17 protein-coding genes and 1 riboswitch are annotated in these 16,377 nt (G+C 34.0%); of the genes, 1 reads left to right on the top strand and 16 read right to left on the bottom strand.

From position 1 onward, the window contains the following. Positions 1-32: 32 nt before the first annotated feature. The 15 genes from minD to TA89_RS02965 all read right to left on the bottom strand — a co-directional run bounded on the left by minD (position 33) and on the right by TA89_RS02965 (position 13,993). Complete coding sequence (gene minD / locus TA89_RS03035; protein WP_040210716.1) at positions 33-833, bottom strand: septum site-determining protein MinD; 801 nt, start codon at positions 831-833, stop codon at positions 33-35. Positions 834-852: 19 nt separating this feature from the next. Next, positions 853-1,488, bottom strand: a complete 636-nt coding sequence (gene minC / locus TA89_RS03030) for a septum site-determining protein MinC (RefSeq protein ID WP_040210714.1) — start codon at positions 1,486-1,488, stop codon at positions 853-855. Positions 1,489-1,653: 165 nt separating this feature from the next. Next, a complete protein-coding gene (locus TA89_RS03025; RefSeq protein ID WP_052447289.1) occupies positions 1,654-4,476 on the bottom strand; it encodes a penicillin-binding transpeptidase domain-containing protein in 2,823 nt (940 codons plus the stop codon). Between the two features lie 9 nt (positions 4,477-4,485). Continuing rightward, positions 4,486-4,980: a rod shape-determining protein MreD gene (gene mreD, locus TA89_RS03020; protein WP_040210713.1), complete on the bottom strand. Its 495-nt coding sequence runs from the start codon at positions 4,978-4,980 to the stop codon at positions 4,486-4,488. Positions 4,981-4,998: 18 nt separating this feature from the next. Continuing rightward, positions 4,999-5,844, bottom strand: coding sequence for a rod shape-determining protein MreC (mreC, locus tag TA89_RS03015; RefSeq protein WP_040210712.1), 846 nt, complete (start codon positions 5,842-5,844; stop codon positions 4,999-5,001). 2 nt (positions 5,845-5,846) lie between these two features. Continuing rightward, complete coding sequence (locus TA89_RS03010; RefSeq protein WP_040210711.1) at positions 5,847-6,863, bottom strand: rod shape-determining protein; 1,017 nt, start codon at positions 6,861-6,863, stop codon at positions 5,847-5,849. A gap of 18 nt (positions 6,864-6,881) precedes the next feature. Further along, a complete protein-coding gene (gene radC / locus TA89_RS03005) occupies positions 6,882-7,568 on the bottom strand; it encodes a RadC family protein (protein ID WP_040210710.1) in 687 nt (228 codons plus the stop codon). A gap of 39 nt (positions 7,569-7,607) precedes the next feature. Continuing rightward, complete coding sequence (locus TA89_RS03000; RefSeq protein ID WP_040210709.1) at positions 7,608-8,174, bottom strand: Maf-like protein; 567 nt, start codon at positions 8,172-8,174, stop codon at positions 7,608-7,610. Positions 8,175-8,185: 11 nt separating this feature from the next. Then, entirely contained in the window at positions 8,186-8,443 is a 258-nt protein-coding gene (locus tag TA89_RS02995) for a DUF4321 domain-containing protein (RefSeq protein ID WP_040210706.1), read from the bottom strand. Between the two features lie 136 nt (positions 8,444-8,579). Next, on the bottom strand, positions 8,580-9,287 hold the full coding sequence (locus tag TA89_RS02990) for a hypothetical protein (RefSeq protein ID WP_040210704.1): 708 nt from the start codon (positions 9,285-9,287) through the stop codon (positions 8,580-8,582). 100 nt (positions 9,288-9,387) lie between these two features. After that, entirely contained in the window at positions 9,388-9,996 is a 609-nt protein-coding gene (locus TA89_RS02985) for a C40 family peptidase (protein ID WP_040210702.1), read from the bottom strand. A 4-nt stretch (positions 9,997-10,000) separates the two neighbouring features. Next, positions 10,001-10,160, bottom strand: a riboswitch (cyclic di-AMP (ydaO/yuaA leader). Between the two features lie 60 nt (positions 10,161-10,220). Continuing rightward, on the bottom strand, positions 10,221-10,742 hold the full coding sequence (locus tag TA89_RS02980) for a GNAT family N-acetyltransferase (protein WP_052447288.1): 522 nt from the start codon (positions 10,740-10,742) through the stop codon (positions 10,221-10,223). Positions 10,743-10,831: 89 nt separating this feature from the next. Further along, positions 10,832-11,500, bottom strand: a complete 669-nt coding sequence (locus TA89_RS02975) for a TVP38/TMEM64 family protein (RefSeq protein WP_040210701.1) — start codon at positions 11,498-11,500, stop codon at positions 10,832-10,834. 24 nt (positions 11,501-11,524) lie between these two features. After that, positions 11,525-12,400: an FUSC family protein gene (locus tag TA89_RS02970; RefSeq protein WP_052447287.1), complete on the bottom strand. Its 876-nt coding sequence runs from the start codon at positions 12,398-12,400 to the stop codon at positions 11,525-11,527. Between the two features lie 138 nt (positions 12,401-12,538). After that, a complete protein-coding gene (locus tag TA89_RS02965) occupies positions 12,539-13,993 on the bottom strand; it encodes an aminoacyl-histidine dipeptidase (RefSeq protein WP_040210699.1) in 1,455 nt (484 codons plus the stop codon). A 242-nt stretch (positions 13,994-14,235) separates the two neighbouring features. Here TA89_RS02965 and pyk point away from each other — a divergent pair, with 242 nt between their 5' ends. Then, positions 14,236-15,654 (top strand): pyruvate kinase, encoded by a 1,419-nt coding sequence (gene pyk / locus TA89_RS02960; RefSeq protein WP_040210697.1) that lies wholly within the window; start codon positions 14,236-14,238, stop codon positions 15,652-15,654. 62 nt (positions 15,655-15,716) lie between these two features. Here pyk and TA89_RS02955 read toward each other — a convergent pair whose 3' ends face one another. Next, positions 15,717-16,247: a tetratricopeptide repeat protein gene (locus TA89_RS02955; RefSeq protein ID WP_147590051.1), complete on the bottom strand. Its 531-nt coding sequence runs from the start codon at positions 16,245-16,247 to the stop codon at positions 15,717-15,719. Positions 16,248-16,377 lie beyond the last annotated feature (130 nt).

Raw genomic sequence — 16,377 nt, 5'->3', positions numbered from 1 at the left:
AGTAAAAATTAAAAAATCCATCTCTATTCCTCCTATTTATTCTTTTTAAATAGTTTTTTAATGGATGCAAAAAAACCTGTACTTTCAGTATTTAAATCCATAATAGGAACATCTTCTCCAAGCAGTCTTCTTGCAATATTTTTAAATGCCTGACCTGCCATTGCTTTTTCATCAAGGACTATAGGTTCTCCTTTATTAGTTGAAACGGTTATGTTTCTATCATCAGGAACTACTCCTAAAAGCTTAACAGACAGTGTTTCTATTATATCGCTTATATCAAGCATATCCCCTTTTTGCGTCATTTCATAGTTTAAGCGGTTTATAACTACCTGATGATCTTCAAGTCCTTTGGCATCCAGCTTTCCTATTACTCTATCAGCATCTCTTACAGAGGTGATTTCAGGGTTAACAACAACTACAGCTCGGTCAGCACCTACTATAGAATTTTCAAATCCCTGCTCTATTCCTGCAGGGCAGTCAATAACCACATAATCAAATTCTTCCTTTAATTCCTCTACAAGTTTAAGCATCTGCTGAGGGTTTATATCCGTTTTATCCTTTGTTTGTGCTGTAGGAAGAAGGAAAAGATTCGGAAATCTCTTATCCTTTATTAAAGCTTGTTTTGTCCTGCATCTGTTTTCCACTATATCAATAATAGTGTAAACTATCCTATTTTCAAGACCCATTAATACATCTAAATTTCTAAGCCCTGTATCTCCATCTATTAACACTACCTTTTTCCCCATAGAAGCCAGTGCTGTTCCAATATTTGCAGTAGTTGTAGTTTTACCTACACCACCCTTACCTGATGTAATTACAATAGATTCACCCATTTAAATCCCTCCATACGAATTAATAATTATATTTATTAGGTAAATACGGTTCAACTACTATTACTCCATCCTTTATCTTAGCTACCTCAGGATATTCTGGCATAGTTTCATCCTCAGGAGATATTGTTATTATATCTGCGATTTGCAGTATTTCAGGCTGAAGGCTATAGGCTGATATAAAAGCTTTTTTATTTCCCGAAGAGCCTGCATATACCTGACCCTTAAGGGTTCCTACCACTACTATATTTCCTTCTGCATGAACCTCTGCACCGCTGTTAACATCTCCAATGATAACTACATTTCCAGGGTAATTAATAGCCTGTCCTCCTCTTACTGTCTTGGTTATGAATTTCGTTCTTCCTTCATGAACCCCATTAAACATCTTATTTGCTGCATCATCCTTATCAACAAAAATACAATCCTTTATAAGGCATTCCTCAAAAAGTACATGCTTAAGCTTTTTCATTTGAGGTTCATCTATTAACTTTAAATTAATATTAATTGTAAGTGTTGCTCCCTTAAAAAACTTTTTACCATTAGAGAGCTTTTCAATTAATACCTCAAGCATATCATCAAAATCTTTAAATTTGTACATATTTATTACAGCAATAAGACCTTCTTTATTGCCTTTAATAATAATTCTATTGTCGATCATAATGAAACCTCCAAACTCAAGCCATACTTTATTATATTTCAACAGAATATAGAGAAATCCTTCTGTATTTTACAATAAATTATAAAATAAATTAATAAACTTCATATAAAATTAAATAATCCATATAAAAAGACTGCAGAAATAAATCCGCAGCCTTTTTATATACTAATTTTCAGTGTCGATTTCCTGCACAGGAGGCTCAAGACTGTACCCGGTAGAAGCAGATTTATAATTAGGGTATTGGGATTTGATTTGATCCCTAAAATAAGTTTCCATTACCGCTTTTACCACAGGTCCCGCACTGCTTCCGTGAGCAGCATCATAAAGTACAGTTACAACTGCTATTTCAGGTTTTTCCAGAGGAGCAAAGGCCACATACACACCATAAGCCGCTCTTCCTACATCCTTTTGTATATTGCTGTAAGGAGCTGTTCCTGTCTTTCCTCCTGATGGTATTGGGAAATCCTTGAAGGTTCCGCCTTGATTAACTCTTCTCATACCTTCTTTTATTGAATTAACTGTAGAAGGCTTAAGCTGCAGATCCTCAACCACTATAGGCTTTACTTCTTCAATAACTTCGTTATTTGCGTTTAAAATTTTATCCACTAAATGAACCTTGTATCTTTTCCCTCCATTTAGTATGCTGGCTAGTGCATTTACCATTTGAACAGGAGTAAAGTTATTCATACCAAGTCCTATAGATGCATTGGTAAGGTTACCTGGTGAAGTTATATCTCCGGATTTATCAAATACTATATATCTAGCCATGTTATAAGCAGCATTATCAAAATCGGTTTTTGTATATTTTGACTTTTCCTCTTCAGTGTATACCTTCGTTAGATTTTCCAGCTTGGATTTTATTTCTTTAGTAATATCGTTAAATTCTTGATTCTTATCTGATTTTCTTGGTTCTCTAATTTTTTCTGTTATATAATCCTTAACTTCCCTTTTGGCTTTTTCTAATTCTTCATCATCATCTTTTTTGTATTCAATGTTGAAGCCTTTATGCCTCTTTCCTTTATCCGGTGCAAAGGTATATTCTCCTTTTTCAAGCATCTCAACTACTTCAAATTTAGCCATATCTGCCACAGTATTTCTATAGGACACACTGTTATAAACCTGTCCTGAAGTAGTTTCAGTTATTTCTATACCTGTACCTTTTTTAACCTTGCTGTTAGGGTCTGTTCCCAAACCTAATTTCCATGCATACTCTGCTAATTTATCAAGACCATCTCTTTTATAGAGTCTGTAGGCAACTTCATAAAAATAATAGTTACAGGAAACTCTAAAAGCTTCTGCCATGTCCACATAGCCGTGGGAACCTCCGTGTCTATCGTAAATATCGCATTTACCCTGATAATTTATAAACTCAGGATATTTATTGAATATTCCCTGGTCTAAGACTTTTTCCCCTGGTGAAATAACACCTTCCTCCAATCCAGCTACTGCCGTTATGGTTTTGAAGGTGGAACCCGGAGGTACAGGTCCTTGAGTAGCATAGTTAAAGAATGGTTTAGGATACACATCATATACATCGGATCTAAATCCATTTGAATCCTTTTTGAACAGCTGGTCTACAGTTTTATTTGCTCCAGTTTTCTTTATATATTCCTTAGCGTAGGCTTCATAATCCGGATTAAAATATTCTTTGCTGAGTTCCGGTGTAAGCTTTCCTGGAATGGTGAATATGTTAGGATCAAAATTTGGATGACTTGCTAAAGCAAGGACCTTACCGCTGTTAATATCCAGAGCCACAACAGCACCTCTGTTAGCATTGGCAACTACGTTTTTGCCTCCGTCTATAACCTTTTGCTTAGCTAATGATTCAAGAGTTTCCTCCAATGCTCTTTCTGCAGTATATTGAAGCTCTTTATTTATGGTAAGCTGAATGTTATCCCCGGGATATGGCTCCAATTTAAAGAGCTCATCGGTTTTTCTGCCGAATTTATTAACCTTAACGGTAGTTCCCCCTTTTGAACCTTTAAGTCTATCCTCAAATGCTGCTTCTATTCCGCTCATTCCTATGAGATCCGTTGATGCATCGTATCCTCTTTCCTCATATTTTTCCTTCTGATCTCCATTAATATGAGATAAATATCCTATTACAGAGGAAGCCAGGCTTCCATAAGGATAAAACCTTATAGGCTGAAGTCTTACGTCAATCCCCGGCATATCATTAAGCTTCTGCATAAATATAAAGGCGCTTTCGTCCTTTATATTTGCTGCTATGGTTACAGGTTTAAACCCTGAATAGCTCTGCATTTTTATGGCATCCTTTACCAATACATATCTTCTCAGCTGCTCCAGGCTGTACTTTTTTAGAAGCTCTTCTGTTATTTCTTTTCCTGTCTTTTTCTCATATGCCTTTTTTTCATCTTCACTTGGATCCGGTATCATGAGTTTATAAAGATCATACTTTTTAACCAGCCTGTAAAAAAGCTCTTCAGGAGTAACCTTTAATATTTCCTCCTCAAGCTTTAATTGATCCTCTTCACTCAAATCCCCTTTTTTCTTTTTGAAATACTCTGATTCAGTTTTAATGTAAAAGTCCATCCCTCTATCTATTTTAAACCTCAAATCCTGTTTCTTTATCACAGAGGGGTCCGATGAAGTATATTCTATATAAAATTTATTGCTGCTGTCTAACTTAAGCTTAAAATCATCCTTCTGCTGTTCTCCCAACTCATCCAGCAGTGAAAACACCTTGGTCATAGTTTCAAAAAAGTATTTATCACTATCAGTAGTTTCAATATATTCAATAGCATAATTCTGTCTGCTGTCTGCAAGAACAGAACCATTTGAATCTAATATTTTACCTCTGGGCGCCTGCTCAGGAATCTGTCTAACGGATCTGTTATTTGCTCTATCCTTATAATCATCATGCTTAACTATCTGCAGTATTGCAAGCTTAGACAGTATAGCTGCATATATAATAAGCATTATAATTATCAAAGCGCTGTACCTACTTATTTTATTATTCTTCTTCAATAAAACCACCTATTCATTAAATTTCCAATCTTTTTTCATATAGTTCTTTTGAGATAACTTATATACCCGCTTATACATTAACAATGCAAGTATCATAGAAGTTATACCTATATAAAACACTCCTTTAATATGAGTTTGTACCTTTGTTACATATAGTATTACATAAACCATTAAGTATTTTAAAGTAGTAAGGAAAAAAGCAGCAACTACTGGTATAAGCTTTTTTTCTTTAAATATATTTTCTCCTATTTGAGAAGCTATAAGGCAGATAATCATGTTTACCAGCGCATTCACTCCAAAGCCTCTGAAAAAATATATATCTTGAAGTAATCCTGATATAACACCAATGCTTAAAGCGTCCCATTTATCATTAATTATAGAATAGCATATAGCAAACACCATTAGAATACTGGGATAATAGGTGTTAATGCTAAAAAATGGCATTACAGTATTGTCTATTATAAGGAAAACTATACTTAGTAAAACTAATATTACTTTTCTCATATTTATTTCTCCAATTTTTTAGTACTGTATATTCCGAATATCTTCCGGGATTACAATAAAAAGCTCTTCAAGCCTGTTAAAATCTACGAAAGGCTGAACCACTGCTATTTTCATGAGTTTACCTTTATCTTCCTCTACAGACATTACTGTACCCACTCTTATACCTTTTGGATATATTCTCCCTAAACCGGAAGTGGATATAACATCACCAGGTTTCACCTCTGAGTCAAGTGGAAGGTTATAGACCTTTGCCAAAAGCCTGTTATCGCTGTCTCTGTATCCCTTAACTATTCCTACGGATTCTTTTGTACTTTGTACAGTAACACTTACCGCTATATTTTCATTTATAATAGAATCTACAATTGCCCAATTGCTTTCAGCTCTGGATATCTGACCCACTAACCCCTGTGAGCTAATAACTACCATTCCTTTTGTAATTCCATCTTTTTCACCCTTGTCAATAATATAGCTGTTTAAAAAGCTGTTTCCACCTATCCCCACAATGTTACAGCCCACATACTTATATTCTGAACGCTGGTTTTTAAAATCAAATATTTCTCTAAATCTTTCGTTTTCCCCTTTTATGCTGTCATATTCTAAAAGATCTGACTTTAACTTTTCATTTTCTTCTCTAAGCCTCTTGTTTTCAGCTCTTACATCTTTAAAATTAAAAGCAAAGTCTAAAAAGCCTTGGGCTTTAGAATTTATTCCGTACACAAAGCTTTGAATTGGATTAAGGATATTTCCTAATCCGCCAGCTACTATATTATTGTTTTCCCTCTTGACACTATAACCAATTAAAGCTAAAAAGCCAACTGACAGTACCACTATAGTTACTGCCAGTTTGTTTTTTAAAAACTTCATCCTTAGCCTCTTTGACCTCTAGCTATACTGTCAAAGTTATCTAATGCTTTACCAACACCTAATGCAACACAATCAAGAGGGTTTTCTGCAATATGTACAGGCATATGTGTTTCATGGTTAATAAGCATATCTAATCCTCTTAAAAGTGCTCCTCCACCAGCTAACATAATACCTTTATCCATTATATCCGCAGCGAGCTCAGGTGGTGTTTTTTCCAAAGTTGTTTTAATAGCTTCTATAATTGAAGAAATAGGTTCCTTTAAAGCTTCTCTGATTTGGCTTTCAGTAATTTCAATGGTCTTTGGAAGACCTGAAATCAAATCTCTTCCTTTAATGTCCATAGTTCTTTCTTCTTCATCTGTTTTGAAAGCTGAACCCAGCTCCATTTTTATAGCTTCGGAGGTTCTTTCTCCAATCATTAAGTTGTATTCTTTTTTGATATAATTGATAATAGCCTGATCTAATTCATCTCCTGCTATTCTTAAGGATTTGCTTGTAACTATTCCTCCTAAGGAGATAATTGCTATCTCAGTAGTTCCGCCTCCCATGTCTACTATCATGCTTCCAGTAGGTTCATCAACAGGTAATCCTGCTCCAATAGCTGCTGCCATTGGTTCCTCCATAAGCACTACATCTCTTGCACCAGCCTGCCTTGTAGATTCTTCAATAGCTCTCTTTTCCACCTCTGTTACTCCGGAAGGAAAGCATACTATTATTCTTGGGCTGGTAAAAGCACTTCTTGAGGTGACCTTTTCTATAAGTTTCTTAAGCATGGTTTGAGTTATATCAAAGTCAGCTATAACTCCATCCTTAAGAGGTCTTATCGCAACAATATTCCCTGGTGTTCTTCCTATCATAAGCTTTGCTTCGCTTCCTACTGCCAGAGGTCTTTTTGTTATATTATTAATAGCCACTACTGATGGCTCCCTTAAAACTATACCTTTACCTTTTACATATACCAATGTATTAGCAGTACCTAAATCTATACCCATATCCTTTGTCATTCCGAATAATGCCATTTTTATTCCCCTTTCGTGTTAAATTATTCCTTTTTCTTTTAAGCTGATATAAGAATTCCCGCCTATTATAATATGATCTAACAATTCAATCCCCATAATACTGCCGCATTCCTTTAACCTTAAGGTTATGTTTATATCTTCCTTACTGGGTTCAGGATCACCTGAAGGGTGATTATGACATACTATTATGGCTGCACTGTTTGCTCTTAAAGCTTCAGTAAATATCTCTCTTGGGTGAACTATAGAAGAATTTAAACTTCCTTTAAAAATATCCTTCATTAAGATAACATAATTTTTAGTATTCAACATTATTACTTTCAAAACCTCCTGTTTTAATATATTCATCTCAGCCATAACTAAGCAGGCTGCATCAGCAGGTTTTGAAATTTTCTCTGATGTATTTGATTTTATACATCTCATTCGTTTTGCTATTTCGGCAAGTGCCGCAAGTTGTGAAGCTTTTGCTTCCTTAATTCCTTTTAAATTCATGAGCTCATATGGTGTATGAGTGAGTAATCCTTCTAAACCGCTTGTATAGCTTAATATTCTGTCGCATAGATGCAGAATGTTTTCATTGTCACTTCCCACTCGCAGAATTAAAGCTAAAAGCTCAGAATTAGATAATTTATCCGCTCCATATTTTAGAAGCTTTTCTCTAGGTCTTTCTTCCCGAGGTAAATCTATAATTCGTAAATTGGATTTCATTATTCTCTCCTTTACTACAGATTGCCCTCCCCCTTGTTTTTATACCATCTGCTTCAGCATACCACTTATCTTGTTTAAAGGAAATCCCACTACATTATAGTAGCAGCCATTAATCGCCTCAACAAAGATACCTCCCAAGCCTTGAATACCGTATGCTCCTGCTTTATCCATAGGTTCTCCGGTATTTATATATTTTTGAATATCTTCGTCGCTGATATGTGAAAACTTCACTTTAGTACAAACATAATCGGAAATACTTTTTCCATCCTTAGTATTTATTAAAGTAATTCCGGAATAAACTTTATGCCATTTACCGCTTAAATTTTTCAGCATATTAAAGGCATCGCCTTCATCCTTTGGTTTTCCCATAATCTTATTCTCTAAGACCACTACTGTATCTGCTCCAATAATTAAAGCTTCATGGTCAATCCTTTCAGAAACTTCCCGGGCTTTACCCTGAGAAAGTTTAATAACATAATCCTTTGGATCATTGTTATACATTATGGAATCTTCGCTGAAATTACTTACAACTATATGGAAATCCTGTATTATTCTCTTAAGAAGTTCCTGCCTTCTTAAAGAAGCAGAAGCTAACACTATTTTCAAACCATCACATCCTAGTACTTCTTATATAATATTATTGACAGTATAACCCCGATAATAGTCATAACATTTAAATTAACTGTCATTCCCAGGGTTAATGTCATAACCTTTAAATCAACAAATAAAGGTGCTTTAGTACCTATACTATAAATTGTACTTAAGATTTTTAATGAAGGAAAATAGCTTCCTAAAAATTCTCCTAAAATGCTTCCGGATATTGCACCTAAAATTATGAATATTATTAAGGAAAATGATTTATTAGAAGTACTCAAATTTATCCCTCACTTTTATTTTACATCTTATATAGTTTATCATTTAATAAATACCTTCACAAGAGGAAAGAATCTTTTTAAAAATTTTTTTACTTTTATGTTAATAAAAAAACAAATCGCCTTAGGGCGATTTTATTTAAACTTTAAATTTTACTACTAAGCTATATATATAGCTTAGTAAATCCTTTTGATTTTCTTTTTTTATTTCTTCAGGAAGAGCCTTTATATAATTGTTTATATCCTCCAAAAGAGCTGTGTTTTTAGATTTCTCCTTCGGCTTTTCAAGCTCCGAGCTCCACTTTTTTAATTCAGCGGTTTTTATTCCTTTCACCTGAGAATCCCCAAGTTTTACATTTATCTGCATCAGAGCTTCTATGGATTCAATTATTTCTTCCATCATTAAATCTTCTCTTTTTATATAAACTGGAGTCTTTATAAAATTCAATCCATCTTTAGTCAAAGCTTCCGCTATCTTTTCAGCCTCCTGAGGCTTTACTAAAGTAATTATTACTCTGTACTTGTCCCCATCTTGTGAAACAAAAGAACTGTATTTTTCCTTAAATTTGTTATTTGCTTCCTCTGCATTTTCTTTCTTGGAATAATATCCTCCCTGGAATATTATATACTCCTCTGCCTCCTTCTTATTTCCATCTTTCTGATTTATAGGAGCATTATCCTTTTTTAATGGGTTTGGAATTAATGAGCCGCCGTCTATATCTTTAAATATAATCTTTGACAGTATAGTCCCTACACCTAACGCCAGTAAAACTAATATCAAAAAGACTATAATAACCTTTTTAATATTACTATTCTTTTTAACATAGTTATATCTTGTGTATCCCATCTTACCCCTCCATTATATTTAGTGTTTAATAAATCATATTAACACATATAAGGAGATATACTAAAAAAAACCCGACAATAAACGTCGAGTTTTTCCTTACTTATCGTAATAGTCGTCTAGCACCTGCATACCTTTTTACGTAATAACTGCTGTTTAAAGAAGTTACCGTCACAGTTTTCCCACTGGAGGGAGCATGGATAAAATCCCCTCCTCCTAAATAGATACCTACATGGCCAATTGGCGACTGGGTATTAAAAAAAACCAAATCTCCAGGCTGAAGATGGTTTTTAGCGACGGATACCCCTGAACGAAACTGAGAACCTGTATAATGGTCCAAATTTACTCCGAAATTTTTATACACATATCGTGTAAATCCAGAGCAATCAAAAGCTCTGGGTCCTTCAGCCCCATAAACGTATGGGCTTCCAATAAACTTTAAAGCATAAGCTGTTACACTGGCAGCAATGCTGCTATCCCCTCTGGAATAGCTCGATATAGCGGAACTCCCCTTGGAAACTCCATTATTATTCCCCTTTGGCGGTACTTTTATAGTTTTTTTGCCCACCATATTAGTGGATCGGATCACTACACCCTCTCGTACCTGTGTTATAGTATCCGCTTTTGCACATTCTCTCTGAGATGCTAAAGCAATAACTATAGTTGAGGAAAAAACTAAACCAGAAAATATTTTGGTATAAGTAAGCTTCATTTGTAACCCCTCCCTTCCGGCTTCCGGAGTTAGCTGACGGGTTCGGTTGAAGGTTTCCCTACTAGATGTTTTTTTTAAATGCACCTTGCAATAAATGTCACCTAGATTAACCCCTTTAAATTGGTTCCTCCGTACTCTTATTAGAGATTCAGCCCTACACTATATTATATTTTCTCAAAGGGCAAAATATAAACGGGGTTTGTAAACAATGTATTAATTAAATTTTAACTGCAAATCTTTTTATATACCATTAAATCCCCTTCATCTTCATCGGCTTTAAAAAAGTTCTTTGTTATCCTTACTAATGAGAAACAGTTTTCCTCCCAAAAGTTTATAGCCTTAGTGTCGGAAGAACATACTCCTGCAGAAAAGACTTTAGTATCCATATTGTTATTAAAATAATCCATTATTACATTTAAAATTTTTCTTCCTATTCCTTTGTTTCTAAGCTCTGTGTCAACCATAAAAAACCAGATAAAAAGTTCCTGAGTCTCCTTATGCTCCAGCCTGCCTTTTACAAGACCTATAATTTTACTATCCTTTTCGATTTTAAAAAATATTTCATCTTCGCATACATAATATTCTATGAACCTTTTCATAAATTCATCCATATCCAAAGAATTAGCATAAATTCTCTCATCAAGGCAATGATTCTGTTTTTCTATCCATTTCTGAACACAACATATGTCCTCTTTATTTATACTGGATATTACAATATCATCATGGATAACATTTAAATTTAACATTATTATCACCTCATGAGAATAATTCTACAAATAGTAATAAAATCCTTTTTTAAAAAATAAAAGTTTGAGTAGTATACTCAAACTTTTAACTAACTGTTTTCTTCTCTTGTTATTTTGCGAGACCTTGTAAAAAGAACACTTGATGACAATGCCGCCGCCGCAATAAAGATTAGAGGTATTATAAACTGTGGTGAAAATGGATCGAATATATTTTTACCTAAAAAAGAATAACAGGTAGTTTCAGGAAGTATTCCAATCACTGATGCAAGTATAAAATCCCAATATTTAATCTTAGTTAAACCGCAGGTATAACTTAATGGGTCATAAGGCAGTACCGGAGGCAGCCTTAACAGAAGCAGAATTTTGAAACCTTTCTTTTCTAAATTAGTATCCAGTTCAAGTGTCTTTTTTCCTAAAATCTTTTCAACAAAAGATCTGCCTAAAAGCCTAGAGAGCCAGTAAGCAAGAGTTCCTGACAGAAAAAAACCTATTACGCTTAAAGCTAATCCTTTTATCGGTCCAAATAAGATACCTCCTACTATAGAGATCATTGCAGAAGGAATAATCAATAAAAATGGCTTAAGAGCAAATACTGCCAAAAATAAAACTACAGATATAATGCCTTTCTGTCCAATTAGTTCTACAAGGCTGTGCACCGAAATCCCCCTCAGCTCTTCCCTATGTGTAAAAAACATCAGTACAGTAAAGGACAATATCATTATAAGAACTGTAAATTTAACCTTATCTATTTTTTTCATTTTAACCTTCCCCACTGTGACGCACTATGAATAATTCAAAATGGAATTAAAAGCCTGAATTATCTTTCTTATATTGTAATTATATATAATGTTTTCTTCATTATTCATAATACTATTTTCACTATAAATATATTCTTCCCCAGTAATATTATGTAAAGACTCTAAATTTTCTTTGTTTATACTGCATTTAGAAATATTAACCAAAGTTAATGTTTCTAAGTATACATAAATCACTTCATATCTTTTAAGTAAATATGTATACTTTTCCAGCTCATAATCCTCCTCCTTATATATTATATCCTCCTGTTCTAAGGATTTAACTAAGGTGCTGTACTTATCCAATAATAATCTTAAATCCTCAACCTCTTTTAAGATATAATTTTTCGCAAGATTGTCCAGCTTCTCTGAAATATTTTTTTCAATATCTCTGCTTTCTTCCTCTATCCGCTGATGTATTTTAGGCGGAAATATCAAATAATTAACCAAAACCGCTATTATAATTCCTATAAAGGTATCTATACTACGGTCTAAGCTGTATTCCATAGGAGTTTTAGCGGATACATTTATCATTATTGCAAAAAAAACGGTACAGGATATTACCACTGATTTTTTCCATTTAAATCTATTGCAGAACACTATGATCAATATGGTTCCCAAGGCGCATAAAACAGGACTGTTTCTTTTTATGCTGCTGAATATTAGTCCTATCACTGCTCCTAATACTGTTCCCTGCATTCTGTTGATTCCAGCCTTAAATGAGTTTATCACTGTACTTTCCATAGATATAACCGCAGCAATACAGGGATAAAAGGCCGAAATACCAAGAAGATTAGATATTAGAACGCATAAAAAAATAGCAAAAGCAGTTTTATAAATCCTTAGCCCAATATTTATCTTCAAATCATCACCGCCAGGCTATATATTCTATATTATTACTATTATATTACATATTCAAGCTTTGTTAAACATTTTAATACATTAGAAAATAAAATTATATAAGCCTGACTTAGTCAGGCTTATATAATTTACATCATAAATCTATTTTATTTCTTTTAAAAGCTCTACTAAGAACTCCCATAAGTTTTTAACTGAGGATATGCTCATATGCTCATTTGGTGTGTGAACATCATATAAATTAGGTCCAAAAGAAATCATATCCATATCACTGAATTTTTCTTTAAATAATCCACACTCCAGACCTGCATGAATCGCTACAATTTCTGCATCAGAGCCAGTTAAGTTTTTGTAAACCCTCTCACTAATTTTTCTTATTTTAGATTCTGCATTATACTGCCACTCAGGATAACCTGCCTGAGAGATAATCTCTGCACCAAAAGCTTCAGCTATGAAGGCTGTTTGCAGGGTTATATCCTCTTTTAAGCTTCCCACAGAGCTTCTTATAGCGCTGTGATATTCTATTTCATTTTCATTAGTGATTACTACCCCTAGGTTAGTGGAACTTTGAACCAGTCCCTCAATCTCCATGCTCATACTCATTATTCCATTGGGGATAAGATATAAAAGCTTTACCGCCTTTTCAGTAGTGTCTTTGGAAAATACTTTTTCTAAAGGAGCTTCAGCATTTTCTAATGTGATTTTTAATCCTGGATCTGCGGTTTTATACTCGTTAGATAAAGTTTTATTCCATTTTTCTATTTTTTCTTGAAGCTTTGAAACATCTTCTTCTTTCACCGATAATGCTGCATCCATTTCCCTTGGTATAGCATTAGTTTTTGAGCCTCCGTTTATAGCAGCAAGTCTTATATCCAGCTCTGAATTAATATCTGCAAGTATTCTTCCCATTATTTTATTTGAATTAGCCCGCTGCTTAATAGCGTCCATTCCTGAATGTCCACCTTTTAAGCCTCTAACCTTTATTTCAAAGTCTTGGTATTTTTCATCTGCATTGTCCCATTCAATAGGAAGCACTACTTTATTTCTTATTCCTCCTGCACAGCTTACAAGAAGCTTTCCTTCTTCTTCAGAATCTATGTTCAATAATATTCTTCCCTTTATATTCTCAGGTTGAACAGCTAAAGCACCGGACATGCCTGTTTCTTCCTCCGTGGTTATTAAAACCTCCAGAGCAGGATGAAGCATCTCCGGGGAGTCTAATACCGCTAAAGCATATGCAACAGCAATTCCATTATCAGCTCCAAGGGTAGTTCCCTGTGCAAAGACGTAATCTCCTTCTACCTTCAGCTTAATGGGATCCTTTTCAAAATCATGTACTGTATCTCTGTTTTTTTCGCATACCATGTCCATATGTCCCTGAATAACAACCACAGGAGCATTTTCGTACCCCTTAGAGGCAGGCTTCTTAATGATTACATTCAAAGCTTCATCCTGGATAACCTCTAAGCTTCTTTCCTTTGCGAATTTCACTAAGTAATCGCTTATTTCTTTTTCATTACCTGATCCTCTTGGAATATTTGATATTTCTTCAAAAAAATGAAAAACCTTTTTGGGTTCTAAATTATTTAACACCGTCATAGCATTCACCTCTTACTTATTATGGTAATTTAAACAACATAATATAAGTATATACTAAAACCCTGGTTTTTAAAAGTTTAATAATTTTCCCTTTAAATTATTAACAGTCTTTTAACCTTATGAAAACTATGGTTTTACAGCACTATATTCCTTTATTTACTTTGTTTTTTTGTGTAAACTAAAAATTAGCATAAGGTATAAATATTTCAAAGTATAGAGAATAATATATAGAGGTGATTAACATGCAAAAGACTAAAATGATTTTTACCATAGGCCCTGCCAGCAGCAGTGAAGAAATGCTCAGAAAATTTATAAACATAGGTATGAGCGCAGCAAGGCTGAATTTTTCTCACGGCACTCAGGAAAGCCACTTAAAAATAATCAACACCATCAAAAAACTCCGAAATGAGCTTAATACCCCTACAGCCATATTGTTGGACATTAAAGGTCCTAAAATCCGTACCCATAATTTTATTAATAATGAAGTCTATTTGATGGGAGATTCTGAATTTACCTTTAGATGCGACAAAGAGGTTCTTGGTAATGAAAAGGAATGTTCCATATCCTATAAAGAGCTTTATAAGGACGTTAAGCCGGGAAACACCATATTGGTGGATGACGGGTTGATCGAATTCGAAGTTATAAGGGTTGAGGATAAAAAAATAATATGCAGAGTTATTAACAGTGGTATTATAAAAAATCACAAAGGAGTCAATGTTCCAAATGTAAGCATAAGCCTTCCTGCTTTGACAGATAAGGATAAAGATGATTTAAAATTCGCCTGTGAAACTCAGGTAGATTTCGTTGCTGCTTCCTTTATACGAAAAGCTACGGATATGCTGGAAGTAAGAAGTATTCTGGATAAAAACGGCGGCAATGAAATAAAGATTATAGCTAAGATAGAAACCCAGGAAGGTGTTGACAACATAGATGACATCCTTTCTGTATCTGACGGAATAATGGTAGCAAGAGGAGATATGGGAGTGGAAATTCCCATTGAAAGAGTTCCTCTTATTCAAAAGGAAATTATAAAAAAGTGTAATAAAGTAGGTAAAATAGTTATAACAGCCACTCAGATGCTGGATTCAATGATTAAGAATTCAAGACCTACAAGAGCAGAAGCAACAGATATATGTAACGCTGTCTTTGACGGCACTGATGCGGTAATGCTCAGCGGTGAAAGTGCCAGCGGCAGTTATCCCGTGGAAGCTGCAGAAACCATGGCAAAAATATCCACAGAAACAGAGAAATATCTGGATTACGATATTATGCTATCCAGATTAAAGGATATCACCCTAACAAGTTTTGCAGACGCCATAAGCTATTCAACAGTTCAAACCTCTAATAGGTTGACGGTAAAAGCAATTATTGCAGCTACAAAAAGCGGTGCTACAGGGAGGCTAATATCTAAATATAGACCAAGCTGTCCAATTATAGCAATAACTCCTAGCGAAAAGGTTTTAAGATCCTTAAACCTTCATTTTGGAGTAATTCCTGTATTAAGCAGCAATTTTAAAACCACAGAAGAAATACTTGAACAGGCAAAGCATAAAGCTCTTGAATCAGGTATAGCTGAAAAAGGTGACAGCATCATTATAGCAGCAGGTATGCCTACTGCTATGGTAGGCGGAACAAATATGTTTAAATTAGAAAAGCTATAATAAAAGGGTGAGACAGATATTGGTTAACATACTCCTGCCTCACCCTTAACTATTTATTATTTCTAGTTTAAACTTATGATTCTTTCCTTTATATCACCGCTGTTTGGAAATGCCTTAAGCAGATAATTATAAATATCTAAAGCTTTATCCTTATCCTTTAGTAAAGTATAAGCCTCTGCTTTTTTAAACAATATATCTAAATCATTATTCAGTTCTTTAGTTTTAATTAAAGAAAGCTCCTTTAAAAACCCCTCCGGATTACCTGTTTGAAATAAGCTTAAAGCTTTTATTATGTGAAGGTTATCTTCTAACTTATATCTTATACTTAAATTATCTATAACTTCCACAGCAAGTTCATAAGCAGATTCGTTATATAGGCTTAAAGCCCTGTTATACTGTTCTCCATAATATCCCTTTATTTTTATATATTTATATCCGGTGTAAATTATAAATAATATAAAGATTAAAAGCAGGTAAGGAGATACCAGCGAAATGAATAATATGATAACACCTATTAAAATATTATATTTAATATTAAAAACCTTTTCCTTTAAATAAGAAGGAGTATTATTAAGCATAGCTTCTACCACCATTTATTATATTTTTTATAATTATAACACCTACTGCTGAAGCTATCAACAATACTCCTTATTTATATAATTACGCAGATAAAAAGCTCCACTGGTATGCTTTATACATTTATAAAACATATCAACAGAGCTT

This window comes from Clostridium polynesiense (assembly GCF_000820705.1).
In the GTDB taxonomy this organism is placed as follows: Bacteria; Bacillota; Clostridia; order Clostridiales; family Clostridiaceae; genus Clostridium_AA; species Clostridium_AA polynesiense.
Note: the sequence above shows the minus strand (reverse complement) of the source record. Positions and strands in the feature narration are given on the sequence as shown.